Origin of the sequence: Hephaestia caeni, from assembly GCF_003550065.1 — a bacterium.
In the GTDB taxonomy this organism is placed as follows: domain Bacteria; phylum Pseudomonadota; class Alphaproteobacteria; order Sphingomonadales; family Sphingomonadaceae; genus Sphingomonas; species Sphingomonas caeni_A.
Genome location: NZ_QXDC01000002.1, coordinates 501942 through 521318, shown reverse-complemented (window position 1 = coordinate 521318; position 19377 = coordinate 501942). Strand labels below are relative to the sequence as shown.

Here is a 19377-nt window from a genome sequence, read left to right as displayed (position 1 = left end):
CGCCAACGATATTGTGCCGTACCCCATGCAGAACAGCGGAGGATTCTGAACAGCACGATGCGATGGGTCGGCGGATATCCGCCGCCATCAAGATAGCTTCATTCGGTCCAGGCATAAAAATCTACCTTCTCGGACTTAAGCTTGTCCGGCAGGCATGCGAGTGCCGTGATGTCTTGCCCGCAGTCGATCGGTGGTTCACTATCAGGGATCGCAACGAAGCTTGAATATCCGAGCTGACGAAGTCCGAGCAGGTAGTCGGAAGGAGCAATGTTCGAATGTTTCGTCAGCAATTTCGGCGCATATGCCGCCAGCAGATGTGGCCGGCATCTCGATAGAGTCTTCGAGGCACCATGAAGAGCTCGGTGGTCGAACCCGTCTAGGTCGATCTTGATAACATCGACGCGCTTGTCGATCGGGATGAGTGAATCGATCGTGCGTGCATAGACAACCATGCTATTGTCACCGGATGTCAGATCGGAGTGCACCACATCGCGAGATGTTGACGCGCTATCTTCGTCGATGAGCGTGAGGAACCCGTCTCCATCGGCTGCTCCAAACGGTAAAGCGTCGACATTATTAGGCGTGTGCGTCAGAATGTTCGCCAAAAGTGAACGCAACGAGCCGGGATGTGGTTCAAGAGCCACGACGCGCCCGGCAGGCCCAACCTTGCGTGCCGCGCGCACGGCAAATTGGCCTGCGCCGGCGCCCACGTCCAGAACGTACATCGCTGGCTGCAGGATGCTGGAAACGACGCCGGTCAGGTGGGGCTTGTAATACCCTGTTGCTCGCATTGTCGCGTCCGCAATCGTCCGCGGTGCGGGAAGATGCAGTTCGATCCCGTTGATTGCCATCAGCAGCGGTCCCGGCGGGGCCGGAGGGCTATAAAGCGCCAGAAATTCGTGGCCGAGCACGAAGCGCTCGACGAGTTGATGGATCGAAATGCCATCCCGGAGCGCATCGAGATGATGCGGTGTTCCGATAGGATCAGGGACCCGGTTCAAGAGAAGCCGATAGCAGTTCCAGACATCGGCCAGTGTCGCAAGGGTTGCTGGGTTAATCTCGCCAGCGTCGTCGGCAACGGTTTCACGCCACATTTTAGTTAGACGAAGCATCCGGTCTTCATCTTCGGACAGGCTCACCAGCCCAGCCTCGCTGACTTTTTCCAGGCTAAGGTCAGGCATGGCGTTGCCCGCTTTGCGCTTCACGATGCCGCCGGTCCGAATCCACTGCAGCTCCGCGGCTCACCTCCAGTTCGCGGTTCATGCCTCGCATGGGGCGACCGCTGCGTTGCCTATCCGCTCACGATTATAGGCCAGATCATCTAGATTCCCGAGCGCTAGCGCCTCCAGGAACTGAGAACGTGCCTTTGCATCATCCGCGTGACATAAATAAAAACCAGCCACACCGACCGAGACAATCCTCGGATCTAGCCCGCCGGTGACCGTGGCCAGATCCAACGTCGCTTCGCCTTCAACAGTGACATTCAGGCATCGATCGAGTGGAACTAAGTCGATCGTAAGCGATACCCATTTGAAAGCACCTGGATCGATGACACCTTGCTCTGTTTTTCCGCCGGTCACCGAGGCTTGCCACTCGCAGCTCCCAGTCGGCAATCCATGCAGCCTCAGGTAGAGGCGGAGAGGGCCTTCGACGTTCTCCGGGATCCCTATGTTTAATGCACCGCCTCGCGCTTTCGTCCAACATCCCCAGTTATCGGGCCCCCACCAACCGGAACCTGATCGGAAGATCTCGGCAGAACGCATGCCCGGCCAAATCCTTGTTTCAAAGTTTCTTACGATCGGATGGTGGGCACCGAGTATTGCGACCGGCGCACAACACACTGCGTTTTCGCCCGGGTGCAGAGCGATAGCCCGTTCGGTGATGGAATTCGCGATGTCTGCGGCAATGTCCCCCCACCTCCGCGGAAGAAAGTCCTTGCGGATCAATGCTTCCTTATCGGTCCGGAAGCTGCCGTCGAAGATCAGCTGCTCCAGCGCTTTTGTGAGGCGCGGGGTAGATCCCGCTTCGAAATAGTGAGCGAAGGCACCGCCCGCTTCCGGAAGAGAAGACGCATCGGAAAGCAGAGGCACCTTCCCCTGGCACAAGGATTCCGTGACCGGCAAGCCCCAACCTTCGTAGTTGCTTGGATAAAGGGTAAAGAGGCAGGCACGATATAAAAGGTCGAGCTCGGCATCCGACAAGCCTGATAACATAACAACCTTGTCACGCAGCCCATCGTGTGAAGCGAGGCGCGCATAGACCGCATCGTTGAGCCAACCTTTGTTACCGACACAAACGAGCTTGGGCACTGATCGCGGCCTGTGACTGCGAAGCAGACTGATCCAAGCATCAAACGCGCCGATATGATTTTTTCGGGATTCTATCGTCGAGACGAACAGAACGAACTCCGACCGCCCTAGGCCCCACTTGGATAATTCTCGATCGGACAGGGATGTAGTGGTCGGTTTGCGAAAGTCGGCATCTAGGCGGACTACGACGATATTTCGTTCATCTACAACATGTTCGAGCAGCGCGGCCACTCGCAAAAGGTCTCGCTTCGTCGCCTCGGAGTTCACCAGGAAGAAATCTGCATGGTCGAACGCACCGAGTGCCCAACTGATAAAGTCCTGTGTTAGCTCCCGTGTGCAATGCTCGCTTGCCATGACCGGGATAAGGTCGTGGACGAAGGGCACATACCGAATGCCATATGCGGTCTTGGCCTGCCGTACATAGAGAAAATAGTTCTGCAACCACCAGGATGTGCCAAGGTTGACAAGGAATGCGCCGCGCGGAAAAGCCATTGCATCAGAAACGGTCATCGCAAGGCGTAGCTTCGTAAGGAAGGCCAGCCATTCGGGTGCTTTGAGATCGCCGCTCGTCAAGCTGAGTCGGCAGCCTAACTGGAACATGGCGGGTGAGATTTCTACCCACTCATCTCGATGTTCGAGGAAAGCGCAAATCTTCACTGTTCGTCGCTCTTGGCGGAGCGCAGCTGAAATCACCTCGATTTGCACGCGCTGGATGCCGGTCGGCAACCGGGCATTGTTAAAATATGAGATGAGATCGGAAATGTCGAAAACGATGGCGGTTGCTGTGTCTTCTCCATTCCCGCTCTCGGTCGCGTCGTCCGTCTGCGGCCTCAGAGTTTCAAGCAATTCTCGCGTGTCTTCGAAGCGAATAGCGTCTTCCTCTGCGCCATTCTCGCGCAGTACCATGGCTAACGTATCAATTGCCGAACGCACCCGGGCAGCGGCGGGCGTGATTGGATCAACGATCTCTAGGATATCGTCTGCTGTGGTCTCGGTGATCGCCATGATGTCCTCTGGGGTGATTTCGATGCCGCAGGCCATGAGCCGGTGAAGCTCGGCCAAGGCATCGCCATTTGTGGGATCGGCACGAGCTGCGGCAAGATAGCTTTGAGCGGCTTTGCTGAGCTGGCCACGAACCTTGTAAAGGTGCCCGAGGTGCAGATGGGGATCGCTGACAGATCCCCGTTTGAGCGCTTCGTTATAGGCGCTTTCAGCTGTAACGAATTCATCGGCCTCGCGCAGCATGTGGCCATATTGCACCCAGACATGAGACAAGGATGGATCCTGATCGAGCGCATCACGGAACAATCCCGCGGCCCTGAGGAAGTCGCGAGCATCGCGAGCACTGTTTGCGGCTTGGAGCACCTTGTGGACGCGCGGTGTCACCGCGACGCCGGCTGATTTTCGATATTTGAGGAGTTGCGTTAGCATGGAGAATACCCGTTACTCGGCATGTTCGCGGAAACCGGAGAGGATCAGCCATCCAATCGCATAGGCGAAAAGGAGGCCGAAAAAGACGATGGCGATGATCGTGAGGCGCTCGGGATAGAGAGACTTGCCTGGCAGATTAGGTTTGACGACCGGGATGATGAAGAGCTGTTGCTTGACGAGTTGCTCTCGCGCCGATTGAAAGCTCGCCTGGGCTGCCTCAAAACGCTTCGCAGCGAGTTGCTGGCGCACCTGAAGTTGCTCATACTCACCCAGTCCCGCAGCGACCGAACCCTCGGAGCCAGCGAGCCTGCCTTTTACAGCTGCAACTTGTCGTTCAAGCGCCGTGACCCTTCGTACTGTGGCGGAATATTGCGGCGCGCTCGAAGGAAGCACTGCGGCCATGGCGTCGAGCTGCGCACGGGCTTGCGCCGCACGCTCCTGAAGCGACGTCGCAAGTTGGATTTCGGCGCTGCTGGTTCGCTCTGGATCGGCGTCCCTGCGGGCTTGACGGAATTCCGTCATCTGCCGGTCGGCCTCGTCGATCGCCCCTTCGGCTTCACGGACTTGCCGGCTTGCAGCCGTCAATCCGGCCTCGAACATGCGCTGGTTCAGCAGATTGACGCGCTGTTCCCCAAGCTTGAGCAAATCATCCGCAAGTGCTTTCGCATCGTTCCGTTGGAAGCCTCGCACGGAGAGGAGCGTGATACCTGTTTCGGAAGATGTCGTGACATTCACTTTGCCGCGATAATATTTGAGCAGTGTTTCAGGCTCGGGATCGGCGAACCAGAGACGCGTTACCGGATCAGAATCGGTATGACGGAACATTGCAACCAGACGATCGCGGCCGAGTGCGCTGACCGCATCGTGCGACAGCAGATAGGCATCGACACTGTGAACATCTGCTGGCGTGCTACCCGCGCCGATACCAAGCATCTGCCCGAGACTGTTTACGGAATTGTTCTGCTGCGGTGTGCGCACAATGAACTGAGCGCTGGACTCATACTGGTCAGCGGCAACTAGATACTCGAAACCTGCAACCACCAGCGTGGGTAGCAGAACGACGAGCAGGAAGGGGTGTACGAACCGCCTCCATCCTTTCTGAGGTGGCGGTTCATCGTAATCGAAGACACCATTGTCATCAGCAGCCTCCCCAAAAAGTTGTTCGCGGTCCTCGGTAGGCGGGAAAGAGGAAAGCAGCAGAGGTCTCAAGGCCTCAGAACGGGCCTGAGAGTCTTCTTCTCGGTCTGGAGACGGTGCAATTGGTGCGGGCGATGATTGGTTTTTCATATGCATCAACTCAAGTGGAGGTGACGTCGGAGAACGCGCAGGAGAAGGCACCCAAACACCGTCAAGGCCATGCACCAGCCAATGATGTAGAGTGGATCGAAATAGGGGCTGTCGTAGCTCTTGAAGACGCCGCTATGGACCATCTCAAAGATCTGGTTGAGCGGTGACCAACTCAGCCATTCGCGGTAGGGCAGAGGAATCCACTCAAGAAGGAAGAAGGCGCCGGACAAAGGCATTGCGATGTATGTCGCCGGATGAACGAACTTGCTGAAGGCTTTGCTGATATGAACGCCGGCAGCAATTCCCATCGAGAGAGCGAATGCGAACCAGGCAAGCAACACAATTGCTGCCATCAGCCGAAGAGGGCGCCCCACTGGTTCTGCCAGGCCAGTCGCGACGGCGAGGCTGAAAAGTATCGCGAGCGCGCCGGACGTTGCGATCAGTTCCAGCAAGGCACGAGAGAAAAGCAAGTCGAAGATAGTGACCATGCGATGAAAGAGCAAAGGTCTGTTCGCTTCGAGGGCAGATTCCGACCGGGTTACGATCGACCGAAAGATCATGAACACAGTATAGCCAGTGAGCGCGAAAGGAATGATGCGAATGTCCGAGCCAGGATGTCCTTTGCCGCTGCTTGCATGTAGGAACGCGACCGCAACTGCGAGCAGGAGTGGCTCAAGAAACATCCACATCGAACCAATGTTGTCGCGACCATAGCGTGTGTGGAGTTCTCGAATGAGAAGCGCCCCGATCACGTGGCGTTGCACGTCAAGTCCGTCCAGCGTCTTGGAGCGGAATCGAGGCTTTGGTCTCGCATTCAGCATGCCACCACCTCGTCGGCGAGATCCAGCACAGCGTCGATATGACATGTCCAAGACGTGGGCGACCAAGTCGCGATCCGTGCCATCTGGGTTAGTCTGCGCGTGCTCGCCAAATCGGCATACGCAAGCACCGCTTGACGCCACGCCGCGCCATCGAGAGGGTCAAGGTAGTCGGGCACATCGCCGCCGGCTTCACGATGGGAGGCTAGATCGCTGGCGATCACCGGGACACCTGTTGCCAATGCCTCTGCTATGGGCAGCCCAAACCCCTCGGCGAAAGAGGGCATCAAGAGCGCTCGAGCTCCAGCGAGGACGCTGCGCAGTTCCTGGTCGGGAAGTCGGTCGAGCTCTCGGACGACGCCGTTCAGCACAGTGCAGCGCTCAAGCAAATCCAGGACGTTTTCATTTTCCCAGCCCCGGCGCCCGACAATCAGAAGGTGCGGTGTCTGCGCTGGTCCGAGGCGTTCACACAAGTCGCGCCACACCAGGAGCAGGAGGAGGTGGTTCTTGCGTGGCTCAATTGTGCCGAGGATTACAAAATACGGTCGCGGCGGCAGCCACGGCGACACCGCCGGTGACGGCACGTCGATCCCGAGTGGTGCTACCCGAACCGGCTTGCCCCCAATTCCCATGCCTTCGTGCCGCAGGCAGGCATGCAATGTCGCTTGGGAGTTAACGAGAATGCCATGGGCTTCGCTTGCGATCGTTTGAAGGCGAAGCTGATGGCGAGCACTTCCTCCCGGCCGTGCATATTCGGGATGGCTCACGGGTATGAGGTCATGGACGAGGCAAATATACCGAGCCTGCTCCTTACGAACCTTGGCTGCGATCGTACCTTGCCGGTCGAGATGATTGGGGGAGGGCTGGATCAACACGCGAGGCTTCGTTTTTGCAGGAACGGACCTTGGCCTCAGGCGCCAGAGCCAGCGCATCGCGTGGCGGTAACGCACTGCAGGATCCTCGTAGACGCCACCAAATTCCCAGCGCTTGAGCGTGTGGTCGATGAAGGCCCGAACATCTGCATCGCGTAGCCGGCCGTAGACACCGCATGGGTGAATGGCGGAGAAACGCAATCGGTCGCCTGCACGATCCATGAGATTGCGTGCATATGCCATTTCGACCCGATCGACACCGGTTGGGGCAGGGTGCAACACGCGAGCTATCAGGCGCGATAAGTCAAGAACCAGCTCGGGGCGGGCTCTCTGCAACGCAAGGTTTTGGATTGGGCATCCACCACCGCCGTCCAGTATTTCATTGAACATCTTCATGCCGCCACCTTCGCGTAAGGTGCGGCCCTCAGGGTTCTCCCCTGTATCCCACCAAGGCGCGTGATGGCCTCCGGGAGCAGCAAGGCGCGGGCTCTTGCGCTGCTGAAGCCCCCATATAGCAGGCATCGCGCGACAACGACCCGGCGAAAGGCTTCATAGACATCCGGGGAGGGAGCGGTCGGCCTCACCCAGAACGCATCAAGCGAGTGCTGATGGGTTATACCGGGCAGATCATAGATGGCCTTACCAAGCACGATGACCGGTATTCCGGACGCAAGAGCCAATGTGCCTGTCGTGCTGTTGACCGTCACTACACCGGAAGCCCGATCGACAATCGTGTAGAGATCGCCATCTGCGATGAAGAGTACCCGATCGGCGACTCCATGCGCCCGCGCCAAATCGACAACGATATTGCGCCAAGCATGAAGGCCGTTGTCGATCGGATGTTCCTTCACAAGCAGGACGATGTCCTTGGCTGCATGTGCCGCGAAAGATCTGACGATAGCTTCGAGCGCAACCGCCATCCCCGAAAACGGGGAATGGATGCGAATCTGATGGTCGGAGTCCAGTTGAAGAGGCAGAAGAAAATAGCGGCGTGAGCCGAGTTCAGCCAAAGATTTTGCCGAGCGCCGAAGAGCTATCGGCCGCGCCATGATGCGTGCAATCCAACCGCGCAGTTCTGATAGGATCGGATAAGGCCGGTGCGACACGTAGTTCGGGAAACGAGGCGCCAGCAGAAGGGTAGCGAGGCAATAGGCCATGGCTTCGGTTGCGCGCTGTCGAAAATTTGGTGCAACATGATTGTGAGTGGGGACAGGGGGTAACTGCCTCGCCAGGCAGATATAAGCGTCCGGGTCGCGTGGTAGGCTAGAATTGCCATTCACGCCGTCCCGTTCGAGCGTAACCCAATCCGGACGGATATACCCTTCCTCAAAGACATGAACCGCGACCTCGCGGTTCATGGCGCAAACTCGCGCGCTGAGATGATATTGGCGGCAGTCCCCAAACAGAATGACGTCCGTCACTTGATGGCGCTCGATCACCTCGTGAAGGTAGCCTGACCAGTCATCCAGCGTGCCTCGGAAACTGTCTGATGGTCCTCGCCAATCGAACCAGTCGCCACCGTTCAGGTTGATGCGGTGGCAATGGTGTCCACGCGCGCGCAAACCAGACGCGAGTTGCCTGAAGAACGGGCCAGGCGGCCCCTGAAGGAAAAGGAAAGACCGTTGCGTCATTGGAGCATGGCCTGCTTGCGTCGAACGAGGTTCAATCGGCCCTGAATCGAACGAAACACCTGAAGGAAGCCGGGTTTGGGCATCGAGCCGACCGAAAAGCGCTGGGAGAGAACTTCGGGCGGGCATGGCAAGCCGGTCACTGGATCAAAATATCGCGGGTAAAGAATGAGGGTCGCGGCAACGAGCTGCTCGAGTGTCAGAACACGGTTGCGGCGGGCGATGGGTTCAGCAAGATCGCGTGTGAGGCCCCACCCGGCGTAAAAGGGCTGCCCGTGTGTGATCACCTCGCGACCGCGGAGCAAAGCTTCAAAGCCTGTCAGTGACGTCAGGACATGAACGGCGTCCACGTTGTTGAGCAAATCATCGATCGACGCGTCCGGCAGGACGAGGTCGACATAGCGCGCGGCCTCACTCACGGGAACGTGCCCTGGGCGTAGGCCAGCAACCACATCAGGGTGCGGTTTGAAGATGATGTAGGCGTCAGTTTCGATCTCGCGAACACGTCGCAACAAGTCGAGCGAATTCGTGACATCCGCGCGGCCCAGCCGAACACTTCGATCGTCGGCCACTTGCCCGGCAACGAGCACTTTGCGCCTCCTGTCAGACAGGCTGAGCAAGGTGCCACGCTCGCTACCATATTTTGTAATTCCATGGCGCGAGAGAAATTGGATGAGGTTTGCCGCGCGACGGCACAAATCCGCTCCGAGCTCGGCGCTGGAAAGGAGGGTTTCGAGGTCGCTCGTCTCACGAGGATCGTAGTAGATACCCGACCAATCGACCACGATGGAACAAGGAGGAACCAACCGTGAGCCAAGTCCGGCGGAACGGATAAAACCGTCTTCGATCTGGACGATCAGGCCATCGTCGGCGCGAACCCGGTCGCGGTCCGCTGGAGAAACACGGGACGGCCAGACGGCGACATTTTTTCCAGGCGGGGAGGGTCCTTCCGGAGGTGTCTTTGTAAATGTCGGCGCCTTGCCGGACCAAAGATGTGTAGCCAGGGCAGAGCGCTTCCAAGCCGCAATGCCGCACACTACGGCAATCTCACGATTTCGATCGATCGTGCGCCGCCACTCTGCGAGAATGTCTATCCACGCAGCAATCGAGATCGGCTGCCCATTCCACGGATCGAAATAGTCGAACGCAACAAGGCGATGGAGGAGGTTGCCCAACAGATTGTCGCGCGGGTATGGCCGACGGTCTCCTGGGCGCAGCACTGCGCATCCAGCGGCGGCGGCAAGCAACGCCATCTCGGTGCCGCTGGCGGCAATGATTGGCTGGCTCTCTTCAATCATTGGCCATGGATCGAAGGTGAGAGAGGGCCGTTCCATTGCGACTGACGGCCGTGGATTGGTTGGCCGTGATGGGGACGGCTGCCAGAAATCTCCACCCACCCGCGCCTTGGCAATTTGTGCGGAAATCTCATTAATATCGATGGTATGTGAATATGATGCGGTCAGTTGGCCGGGCTTCCGCAGTGCCGGCCGTCCAACTGGCTTGGAGCCAGGGAAAGGAGGTGCGCGCAGCACCGGCCGGCGACTGGCTAACATGCCGCCCCATCTTCGGTTTTGCCCGAAACCCGCAATGCGCTCGCTGATCAGAATTGCACTGTCCACCCTGCCTGATGCGCACTCCCGAATGCGCTGGGCGGAGTATCGTCGAAAATGGGTGCCGGTTAAATTGCGGGAGTCCACAATAGTTAGTGCGCGATTGCCCCGTTAGGAACGCTGCCAACAGCCAGTGGATCTTCGCTGACTGCGCAGAGCGAATCGAGAGACCAGCCATGGCCGCACCCGAAACGAGCCCCCAGCCGACCCAGCCGCTGTTCTACCGTTCCCTGCGGCCGCTTGACGTGACCCTCCATTCGGGGTTGCGGCTCAAGGAAGGTGACTATTCCTTCACCGCTGAAACACCCTCTATTCCCATTGTGGTCAGCGAGTTCGGGCGAGCGGCGCGGCACTATCCCATAGTCTTCGCCAGCGCCGATGGCACCCCACACGCAATTCTAGGGCTCGATGGTCGCAACGCATTCCTTAACGAAGGGAATTGGGCGGAAGGAATCTATATTCCCGCCTACGCACGCCGATATCCGTTCGGTTTCCTTCGGATTGAAGAGACTGACCGTTACATCCTGGGTATCGATTTTGAATGTGACGGTCTCGTCGAAGACGAAGGTCAGCCCCTTTTCGAAAATGGTCGGCCGGCGATGATGACGGAGCGTGCGCTGGCCTTCTGCGAGGCATTCCGCGGCGAAGTCGAAGCCACCGTGGCGTTCATGCGAGCGCTCGATGGCCGTGATTTGCTCGTAGAGCGGCAGGTCGGGATTGTTCTGCCCGATGGGCGTAATATTGCGCGTGACGGCTTCAAGGTGGTGGACGCTGAGCGCTTTTCAGCGCTCGATGGGCCAACGTTGGCAGAGTGGAATGCTCGTGGGTGGTTGGGGCTCATCACCCTGCATCTTACTTCGATCGACCTATTCCCTGAGCTTTTGTCGCGCAAAACTCCAGAACCAAAAGAGGGGGCGCCGGCGGTCGTTGGCGATGCCCTTCAAATTCATGAGAAGGACTGACAATGTCTCGGTTTTCCACGATTCTCGCTTTCCTTGCCGCCGGTGCGGCTCCTGTATCTCTCGCGGCGCAAACACCGACGCCTGCGCAAGGCCTCGGTGGACCTGTGATCCCCGGCATTTGTCTCTTGTCACGCGAAGCGATCTTCGCGAACGCGGCTGTGGCGAAAGCGGCCACCACGCGCTTGGCCGAATTGACACGAACGGCACAGGCCGAAATCGACCAGCAACGCACCCCATTGGAGGCCGAGGTAAAATCGCTGGAAGGTCAGCCGGACAACGCGCAGACCAAACAAAAGCGTGACGGACTCGCTACCCGCTGGACGGCTCTTCAGCGCAAGGCGGCCCACAACAGCCGTGAAATTGACGCAACGCGGGCCAAGGCCATGGAACGCATTTCAACCGAGGTGCAGCCGGTCATCGCGCAAGCCTATACGAGTAGGAAATGCGGGCTGCTGCTCGATCGGAACGCATCGCTGGGCGGCAATTTTGCTAACGACCTTACTGCCGATGTCGTGAAGGGGCTTGATGCAAAGCTTCAAAGCTTCAATTTCGATCGTGAGCGGTTGCCCGAACAACAGCAGCCATAGGATGCTGTCTTGCATTCCCGCACAGTCGATCGCCGGTGGTGATGACAGCTCTCGCATATGAGACGGCGGCTACACGAATTCGTGGCTACCGTCGTCCGCGGAGGGCGTATCCCTCAGAATGATGGTGTCGACGGTTATTTAAGTGCGCTTATCTTAGTTGAGACGCTATTTAAGCCAATGGCTCATTGCTTAAATAAGGCTGCTCCCGCATAGTGGGGCATGTCCGAATCAGCATCCAATATCCGGCTAGGCCGCTTTGTCGAGACCCCCGTTGCGGGCGAGATCGTGCGCGGCTTCGTACCACCCCCGCTACCGCCGCAGCCGCCGATTGATGTGCTGGCCCTTCTGGAGCGGCTAAGTCTGGCGGAACGTGCCTTGGGGCGCCTGGACGGCATCACTATGCTGCTGCCGCGCCAAGAACTGTTCCTCTATATGTACGTGCGGAAGGAAGCCGTCCTTTCATCCCAGATAGAGGGCACACAATCGACTCTTTCGGACCTGCTCCGCTTCGAAACCGAGGCGCAGGCTGGCCAGCCGATCGACGACATTCGTGAAGTGTCGAACTATGTCGATGCGATGATGTATGGGCTGGAGCGTCTCGAAAACCTGCCGCTGTCACTACGTCTGATCCGCGAGATGCATGAGCGACTGTTGCAAAGCGGGCGCGGCGGCACGAAAAATCCCGGCGAGTTTCGGCGGTCTCAGAACTGGATCGGTGGTTCACGTCCACGCAACGCACTATTCGTGCCGCCACCGCCGACAGAGATGGATGCATGTCTCGATGCGCTTGAGCGCTTCATGCACGAGGACGGTTCGCGTCTGCCCGCCCTGATCAAGGCCGGGCTGCTGCACGTCCAATTCGAGACCATCCACCCGTTCCTTGATGGCAATGGCAGGATCGGTCGCTTGTTGGTGACGCTGTACCTCTGCGTCAACGGTGTGCTGCGCAAGCCGCTGCTCTATCTGAGCCTCTACCTTAAAACGCATCGCGCCGACTATTACCGCCTGCTTCAGGAAGTGCGCGAGCACGGGGCATGGGAAGCCTGGCTCGACTTCTTTCTCACCGGCGTTGCGGATACGGCTAATCAGGCGTTCGATGCAGCCACGCGGATCGTCGATCTGTTCAAGGAAGACCGCGAGCGGATTACGACAGACAGTGACCGGGCAGGCTCCGCGCTGCGTATCCACGATCTGTTTCAGCAAAACCCGTTCCTGACGGCCAATCAGCTTGTTCAAAAAACAGGTCTCTCAGCGCCCACGGTCAATGCTGCGCTCGTCGATCTGGAGCGATTTGGTATCGTCGAGGAAATCACAGGGCGCAAACGAGGGCGCGTGTTCAGCTACCGACGATATCTCGCCATCTTGAGCGAGGGGACCGACCCGCTCCCCACGGCCGCCTAAACATATGGCCTGCTGAGCAGATGGCCGTATCAACAGTGTAGATACATCTATGCTGCACGGTCGATGGGTTCCTTCCGGACAACAGGCAATACTGACAGCGCGAGAAAGGCGAAGCGCTTCAATCGCTCCTGCGTTTCCGGGGCCTTTGGGGCGTCTGCAAGACGCCGAGACATACGTTCGAACAAGGCAACAGCTCATGCAGGGCCATGATTCGGTCAACTGGAGTGAGCAAGACTTAACCCAGGCTGCTCTCAGTCGAATTGATCCAGCGACAAAAATGGACATAGCGCTTCGACCACGCACACTAGGTCAGCGCGGATTGGTCGAGTGAATCGCCTTGAATGGGGGCGGTCATGCATGTCCATCCATAATGGATGATTAAACTGAAATTCATGCTCTCCGGTCAGCACTCCTCTACGCGATCACGATAATATTGTTGAGAATATTCTCAACTTCGAGACGTTTATGCTCCAATTTCGTGTCGGTATACTTGAATTGATCGCAACCAACGCTCCCCTCTCAATGATCCTTGAGCAGATTTGTGAAGCACCATCCCAGCGATTCCCGAACATGATTTGTACTGTGCTTGGTGTGGACCCGCAGGGCCAATTGCGTCCTCTTGCGACCTCTGCTTCTTCAGACAACTCTGGGGCGCTTCAGAGCGGAGTTCAGATGAGGGAGCAGGCCGAGCCGCGCGGAGCCGCTGTGGTTATGCACAAAATCGACCTCGCGCCCGAAAGCGCAACCGATTCCCGCGAGTATCATGTGCGCAACCTATCGCCGTCCATGGAGCTACGGTCGCATTTATCGGTGCCCGTCCATGATAGCGCCGGTCTCCTGAAAGGGGCCTTTAGGGTATATTTGCGCGAAAGCCGGGAACTAACCCCAGACGAGCAACTCATGGCTGAAACATGCGCGCGCCTTAGTGGCATCGCCATTGAGCGGAATGATTGCCAGTTCGAACGGGAGCAGAAAGCGAACATCGACGCGCTTACTGGCCTTCCAAATCAGGGGAGATTCAAACAGGCGGTGTCCCAGCTGTCCTGCAAGCAGCCGACGAGCTGGGCTTTGCTGCTTCTCGACCTCGACAACCTCAAGACAACGAACGATACGTTCGGCCATCATGCTGGCGACCTTCTGATACAAAAGGTGGCTTCTCGCCTTTCCAAAGCCGTCGAACCAGACCCTGCATTCCGCATCGGCGGAGATGAATTCGCTGTGCTGCTTCAGAAATCACCGGAGGCCGCGTACAATCTTGAACACATCGCAGAGCACATTCGCGCTGCAATCGAACATCCGATCGATTGCGATGGCCATGTGATGGTGCCTCGAGCGACGATGGGCGGTGCATCGCCATTAGCAGCCGACGAAACAGCCGATCAGGTGCAGCGTCACGCCGACCTGGCGCTTTATCACGCAAAGGATATCGGGCGCGGAGGCTTCGTCCGATACAGTCCGGATATTGGAAGTCGAATTTTCGACAGACTTTCCACGATCAGTATGGTTGCGGCGGCTCTGCGTGAGCATCGCATCGATGCATATTATCAACCTCTGGTTTGTCTCGACACGGCCAAGATTGTTGGGGTGGAGGCGCTCTGCCGATTGAAGACAGTAGATGGCGACGTGATTCCAGCCGCATCGTTTGATGACGCTTTCACAGATGCGCGTATCGCTTCAGATATCACGCGCCGGATGCTGTCGATCGTTGCTGCCGATGTTCGGCGTTGGATTGATCTCGGTATCCCGTTCCAACACGTTGGGCTCAACATCTCTGCGGCAGATCTGCTTGGCAGTGCGCTTGCTCGGGACATTGAATCGGCGTGCGCGACAGAAAATCTTCCTCTTGAGTACGTGATCCTCGAACTCCGCGAAAGGGCATCGCTTGGCGAGCGCAATCAGATTCTGGCGGATGCGACCGTCAAGTTGAGAGAATTGGGGGTGCGGTTGGCTTTGGACGACTTTGGTTCTGACTATGCCTCGCTGACCCACCTGCTTTCATTTCCCGTCGATGCCCTCAAAATTGATCACCCGATCACATCGAGGGTTGAATCCTCGGAGGCCTGTCGTGCCATTGTTCGATCCGTCGTGGATATCGGCAGGACATTGGGCATGAAGGTCATTGCCGCGCGTATTGAGACCCTTGAACAGGCAGCAAGTTTGCGGGGTTTGGGCTGTGAGATCGGACAGGGCCATCATTTTTTCGGCGCATTGGATCGCAGCGAGATCACTCGCCAGCTTCTATTGCGTCATATCCGAAGAGATGAAGTCGAGGCGGCTGTGGTGTCGGAATTAGCTCAGATGCTGCGAAATGGCTGATGACGCGCTATCGAGCTAAGCACGCACAAGGACTCAAGTCCCAGAGATATTCCGTAGCCGACTTTAGCTTATATGATGCGGGCAAAAAGACCACGGGACTGGAGGCTCTCCCAAGCGAAGTCGAAGGGCCCGCATCCAGACCGACACCAACGGCAATCTCGTCCACGCCTTGATCTAAACCGCCGACATCTAGGACCGCGATGGCGCGCCGCTGGTGCTCGCGGAGATTTCAGTGGCTGCGCCATGCCTTCGCCGATGGCGGTTATGCTCGTCCTTTCTACAATCGCGCCAATATGGCTCAATTTATACTGAACGACAGTATCGTAACCCCGTCAATTAATGTGCGATTTTGTTGCAGGCCAAAGACACGTCGATCTGACTCGACCGGGCGTGACTTTTGTTGTTCCTCGACGCCAGTCGTGTGTACTCGATTCGTCAGTTGAACGAGCGCGGGCGTGTTGGGGAAAGGCTAATCGACATGACGTCCACTACTGATCAAGCGCCGGCCGCGCCCAATTTCCTGATCACCGAATATGAGGCGATGCAGGCCCGGCTCAAATTCCTGCGTGAGGATCTCATCCGGTCGGAAACCATCGCTCCCCTGGCCTGTGCCGCGATCTACTCCTGGTCGCTGACCAATGAAGCGCTCACCCACGCGGGTCTGACCGTGATCCTAATCTTGCCGGTGCTGATCAGCGTCGTCGTCTTCCTAAGGCAGGTTTCGCGCTACAATTCGGTCAAGCAACTCGAGCGCTACATCAAGGAAGAGTTGGAGCCTCGGCTGCATCCGGCAACCGGGCCAGTGGGGTATGAGAATTATATCCGCTCGGGCGGCCGCCCGCTGGGTTTCCCCTATCTCTATGTGTCGCGATATATCCTTTGGATTTCGATGCTTGTGGGCAGCCTTTTCTTGTCCGTCGCGGTGGCCGCTGACCTGCTGCCGCTTGCCGCGAAGCCGAAGGTAGCCGCCGCCGCGCCATGCCCCGTCAGCCCTACTCCGAAGCACTCTGCGTCAACCGTTCCAACCCAGACTACAATAAAGAAAGTCCCATGATCGATCGCTGGAGTCCGGTCGGTCGCAGCGCCCAGCCGGAGGCCAATCGCAACCTCGCTTGTCAGAATTGCGGACATGGTCGCAGCCAACTTCGATGGATCAGAGCCGCCCGAGCTAACCCGTCCGCAATTACTGAAAAGAGCCATTCACGGTTATTGTTGGAATGACCGTTATGTCCCAGCTCGCGCCACGCCGAGTCAGGCGAACCTGCTGGGACGAGTCAGTTTGCTTGCCCCCGCCAAGTTTAATCTCGTTTGAGACGCATTTCGCGGTTCGACGAGTATAATGCACGTCTGCTTTTTTGCATGCAGTGACATGGGGCCATGCGCGAACCAGCATTGGTCCGCGGCAAACGCTTGATTGTCCACAATCCCTTCGCCTGACACGATCGCCAGACATGCCCGATCAGAGATGACCGTAACACGGCTATCGATCTCCACATCGAAGCGAGTGATCGTAAACGAAGCAAGGCCATCGGGCATGACCTCAACCGATCCGGTCTCCGTTCTCGCCTCGAAGAGCGCCTCTGCAAGATGAAGCGCACGATCCCGCCCGTAATCGAACAGGCGATAGGTGACGTCGCTCATTCCCTGAACTTCCAGCACGGTCAGCCCAGGCCCGAGGGCGTGGATTGTGCCAGCCCTAATAAAATAGGAACAACCCACGACCGGAGTGATACGATTGAGCAATGAGGGTAGGCTGCCGTTTCGAGCTGCCTCGGCGATTTTCGTCCGCGCTAAGGGTTCCTTTAGCCCAAGATCGATGTAAGCCTCAGCTTGGGTCTCAACCACGTACCACCACTCATCTTTCCGTCCTGCGCCTTGCGGATGTACTTGCACGGATAAGGGCTTGCTCGTTTGCAGCCATTTGATCGTCAGACCGACGTCGGGCACCCGATAGACTATTTCTCCGATCAGTTGCCCACCCGATGGGTCATCCGAGAGAGGTCTCCGACCCCAAGGTTTTGAAACATAGTGGGGCGTGAGCAGTTCGGCATAGCCGAGCCTGAACCGGACGTCTCCTCCGGCTCCGCCGCGATCATGGAACTTCGGCTGCAACATCGAAAGGGCTCCAATTTTGCGATGTCGTCGACCTACCGGTTGGACTCCACAGGCGCCGAAGGATTTCCAACCTTTTCGGCTAGCCGGCGAACATCCTGCGATCGGCCACGTGGGGCGATAAGCACTGCATCTGGGGTAACGACGACGATTAGGTCGGACACCCCAATCGTTGCGATAAGAGGGCCTGTAGTCTTCAACAGGCAATTGCGACCTTCGATCACCGTTACATTGCCGTCGACCATATTCTCAGCGGCATCGCGCTCACCGACAGCGTGAAGCATGTCCCAGCTACCGAGGTCCGACCAACCAATGCTAACTGGAACAACCGCGACCTTGGTTGCTTTCTCCATCACCGCATAATCGATCGAGGTCGCAGGTGCGTCTCCAAAGGCGGCCGGATCAGGTGCTACAGTGAAATTGCTGCGGTGCGCCAATGCGAGAGCCTGTTCAGCCGCCGCCAGAACATCTGGAGCGTGCGCTCTTATCGCTTCGACCATGATGTCAGCCCGAAAGAGGAAAATCCCGGCATTCCAGAAATGCCCACCGTCGGCGATCATCGCCGCAGCACTTGTCGCGCCCGGTTTCTCGACGAATGCCTCGACATCATGCACGCCGTGCGAAATCTCTACTCCGCTGCGGATGTAGCGATATCCCGTCTCGGGATAGTCTGGCTGAATACCGAATGTGACCATCCACCCTTGCTCGGCCAGCGGCACGGCTTGCTGTATCGCTGCCCCAAAAGCAGCGACATCTTTGATGATATGGTCACTCGGCAAGACGAGGAGTAAACTTTTCGGGGTCGGCGCCTCAAGGGAGGCCATGGCGATAGCCGGAGCCGTGTTGCGTCCTTCGGGCTCCAGTATGAGCCGGAAAGGCACACAAGCTACTTCCTTCAGTTGGCATTCAAGCTGAGCGACGTGGGCGATATTCGTCACCAGGATTGGCGCCTTCGCGATACCTGTTTGCCGTGCGCGAAGGATGGTCTGCTGCAGCAGGCTCTGGCTTCCCAGCAGAGGAATGAACTGTTTTGGACTATGGTGTGTCGACAAGGGCCAGAGGCGCGTCCCGGAGCCGCCCGAGAGGATAACAGGAACGATGTCGTTCATGCGCCTGGCGTGTCGCTCGGCGGCTGCTGATCGCGTTCGACCCAATCCTTCTGCAACCTCGTACCTTCTCTTTCTGTCAATGTGCTGATGGATAGGCCGCAAGGCTGCCTTTGACGAAACGGTCGAGACCCACGAGCTGCTCTACCAACGGATCGAGAAGATCGAGTGGCCAGGAGTTCGGGCCGTCCGACAGCGCCTTGGTCGGATCGGGATGCGTCTCAATGAATAGGCCCGCGACGCCTGCCGCCACCGCCCCCCGACACAGCAGCGGCACATATCGGCGCTCACCGCCCGATCGGTTCCCAAGGCTCCCGGGTGCTTGCACGCTATGACTGGCGTCGAACACGACTGGTGCGCCCGTGTCACCCATGACGGAAAGGCTCCGCAGATCGGTGACCAGATTGTTGTAGCCGAAGCTGGCGCCACGTTCGCAGAGGAGAAACGAGTTCGGATCCTGGCCGGCTGCAACGGCCGCAGATCGCGCTTTATCGAGCACGTGCGCCATATCTCCGGGGGCCATGAACTGCCCTTTTTTGAGATTGACGACCCGGCCTGAGCGCGCAACCGCGTCGATCAGGTCGCTCTGGCGCGCAAGTAGCGCGGGCGTCTGCAGTATATCGACGACCTCAGCCACTGACTTGACCTGAGCGGGATCGTGAACATCCGTCAGAACGGGCAATCCCGTCTTCTCGGCGACCAAGCGGAGAATTTCGAGGCCGTCATCAAGTCCTGGACCTCGATAGGATGTCAGTGAAGTCCGATTTGCCTTGTCGAACGAGCCCTTGAAGATGATCAGGATGTCATGCCGGAAAGCGATCTGCGATAACCGCTCCGCGACACGCAACGACAATTCCAGGGACTCCAGCACACAAGGGCCGGCGATCAGGAAGAGGGGGCTTTCCTGCCCAATCTGCCTGTCGCGAAACATCATGGAC

At 57.8% G+C, this 19377-nt stretch carries 15 protein-coding genes; 5 read left to right on the top strand and 10 right to left on the bottom strand.

The window, feature by feature from the left end; translation table 11 throughout:
* Nucleotides 1-98 precede the first annotated feature (98 nt).
* From DFR49_RS02395 to DFR49_RS02365, 7 genes are read right to left on the bottom strand one after another with little or no spacing between them, the layout of a single operon-like run.
* Nucleotides 99-1205, bottom strand: a complete 1107-nt coding sequence (locus DFR49_RS02395; protein ID WP_147373612.1) for an FkbM family methyltransferase — start codon at nt 1203-1205, stop codon at nt 99-101.
* Nucleotides 1206-1259: 54 nt separating this feature from the next.
* Entirely contained in the window at nt 1260-3740 is a 2481-nt protein-coding gene (locus tag DFR49_RS02390) for a glycosyltransferase family 4 protein (protein WP_004211636.1), read from the bottom strand.
* 12 nt (nt 3741-3752) lie between these two features.
* On the bottom strand, nt 3753-5027 hold the full coding sequence (locus tag DFR49_RS02385; RefSeq protein ID WP_004211637.1) for a KpsE/RkpR family capsule polysaccharide export protein: 1275 nt from the start codon (nt 5025-5027) through the stop codon (nt 3753-3755).
* Nucleotides 5028-5032: 5 nt separating this feature from the next.
* Complete coding sequence (locus DFR49_RS02380; RefSeq protein WP_004211638.1) at nt 5033-5848, bottom strand: ABC transporter permease; 816 nt, start codon at nt 5846-5848, stop codon at nt 5033-5035.
* Entirely contained in the window at nt 5842-7113 is a 1272-nt protein-coding gene (locus tag DFR49_RS02375; RefSeq protein ID WP_004211639.1) for a glycosyltransferase family 4 protein, read from the bottom strand. The genes DFR49_RS02380 and DFR49_RS02375 overlap by 7 nt, the downstream gene beginning before the upstream one ends.
* Entirely contained in the window at nt 7110-8348 is a 1239-nt protein-coding gene (locus tag DFR49_RS02370) for a capsule biosynthesis protein (RefSeq protein ID WP_004211640.1), read from the bottom strand. The genes DFR49_RS02375 and DFR49_RS02370 overlap by 4 nt, the downstream gene beginning before the upstream one ends.
* Nucleotides 8345-9898: a capsular polysaccharide export protein, LipB/KpsS family gene (locus DFR49_RS02365; RefSeq protein ID WP_037491267.1), complete on the bottom strand. Its 1554-nt coding sequence runs from the start codon at nt 9896-9898 to the stop codon at nt 8345-8347. Before DFR49_RS02365 ends, DFR49_RS02370 begins: the two co-directional genes overlap by 4 nt.
* Nucleotides 9899-10131: 233 nt before the next feature.
* Here DFR49_RS02365 and DFR49_RS02360 point away from each other — a divergent pair, with 233 nt between their 5' ends.
* From DFR49_RS02360 to DFR49_RS02340, 5 genes are all read left to right on the top strand, one after another.
* The gene (locus DFR49_RS02360) at nt 10132-10917 is read left to right on the top strand and encodes a SapC family protein (RefSeq protein WP_004211642.1); all 786 of its coding nucleotides are present in this window, start codon (nt 10132-10134) and stop codon (nt 10915-10917) included.
* A gap of 2 nt (nt 10918-10919) precedes the next feature.
* Complete coding sequence (locus DFR49_RS02355) at nt 10920-11504, top strand: OmpH/Skp family outer membrane protein (protein WP_004211643.1); 585 nt, start codon at nt 10920-10922, stop codon at nt 11502-11504.
* 219 nt (nt 11505-11723) lie between these two features.
* Nucleotides 11724-12905, top strand: coding sequence for a Fic family protein (locus DFR49_RS02350; protein WP_004211644.1), 1182 nt, complete (start codon nt 11724-11726; stop codon nt 12903-12905).
* 672 nt (nt 12906-13577) lie between these two features.
* Nucleotides 13578-15221, top strand: coding sequence for a putative bifunctional diguanylate cyclase/phosphodiesterase (locus DFR49_RS02345; protein ID WP_004211647.1), 1644 nt, complete (start codon nt 13578-13580; stop codon nt 15219-15221).
* 478 nt (nt 15222-15699) lie between these two features.
* Nucleotides 15700-16275 carry a hypothetical protein gene (locus DFR49_RS02340; RefSeq protein ID WP_004211648.1) on the top strand — a complete coding sequence of 192 codons (576 nt, stop codon included), beginning with the start codon at nt 15700-15702 and terminating at the stop codon, nt 16273-16275.
* A gap of 197 nt (nt 16276-16472) precedes the next feature.
* Here DFR49_RS02340 and DFR49_RS02335 read toward each other — a convergent pair whose 3' ends face one another.
* The 3 genes from DFR49_RS02335 to kdsA form a co-directional block, all read right to left on the bottom strand.
* Nucleotides 16473-17336, bottom strand: a complete 864-nt coding sequence (locus DFR49_RS02335) for a class I mannose-6-phosphate isomerase (RefSeq protein ID WP_004211649.1) — start codon at nt 17334-17336, stop codon at nt 16473-16475.
* A gap of 32 nt (nt 17337-17368) precedes the next feature.
* Nucleotides 17369-18442, bottom strand: coding sequence for a mannose-1-phosphate guanylyltransferase/mannose-6-phosphate isomerase (locus DFR49_RS02330; protein WP_037491273.1), 1074 nt, complete (start codon nt 18440-18442; stop codon nt 17369-17371).
* A 76-nt stretch (nt 18443-18518) separates the two neighbouring features.
* The gene (kdsA, locus tag DFR49_RS02325) at nt 18519-19373 is read right to left on the bottom strand and encodes a 3-deoxy-8-phosphooctulonate synthase (RefSeq protein WP_004211652.1); all 855 of its coding nucleotides are present in this window, start codon (nt 19371-19373) and stop codon (nt 18519-18521) included.
* Nucleotides 19374-19377 lie beyond the last annotated feature (4 nt).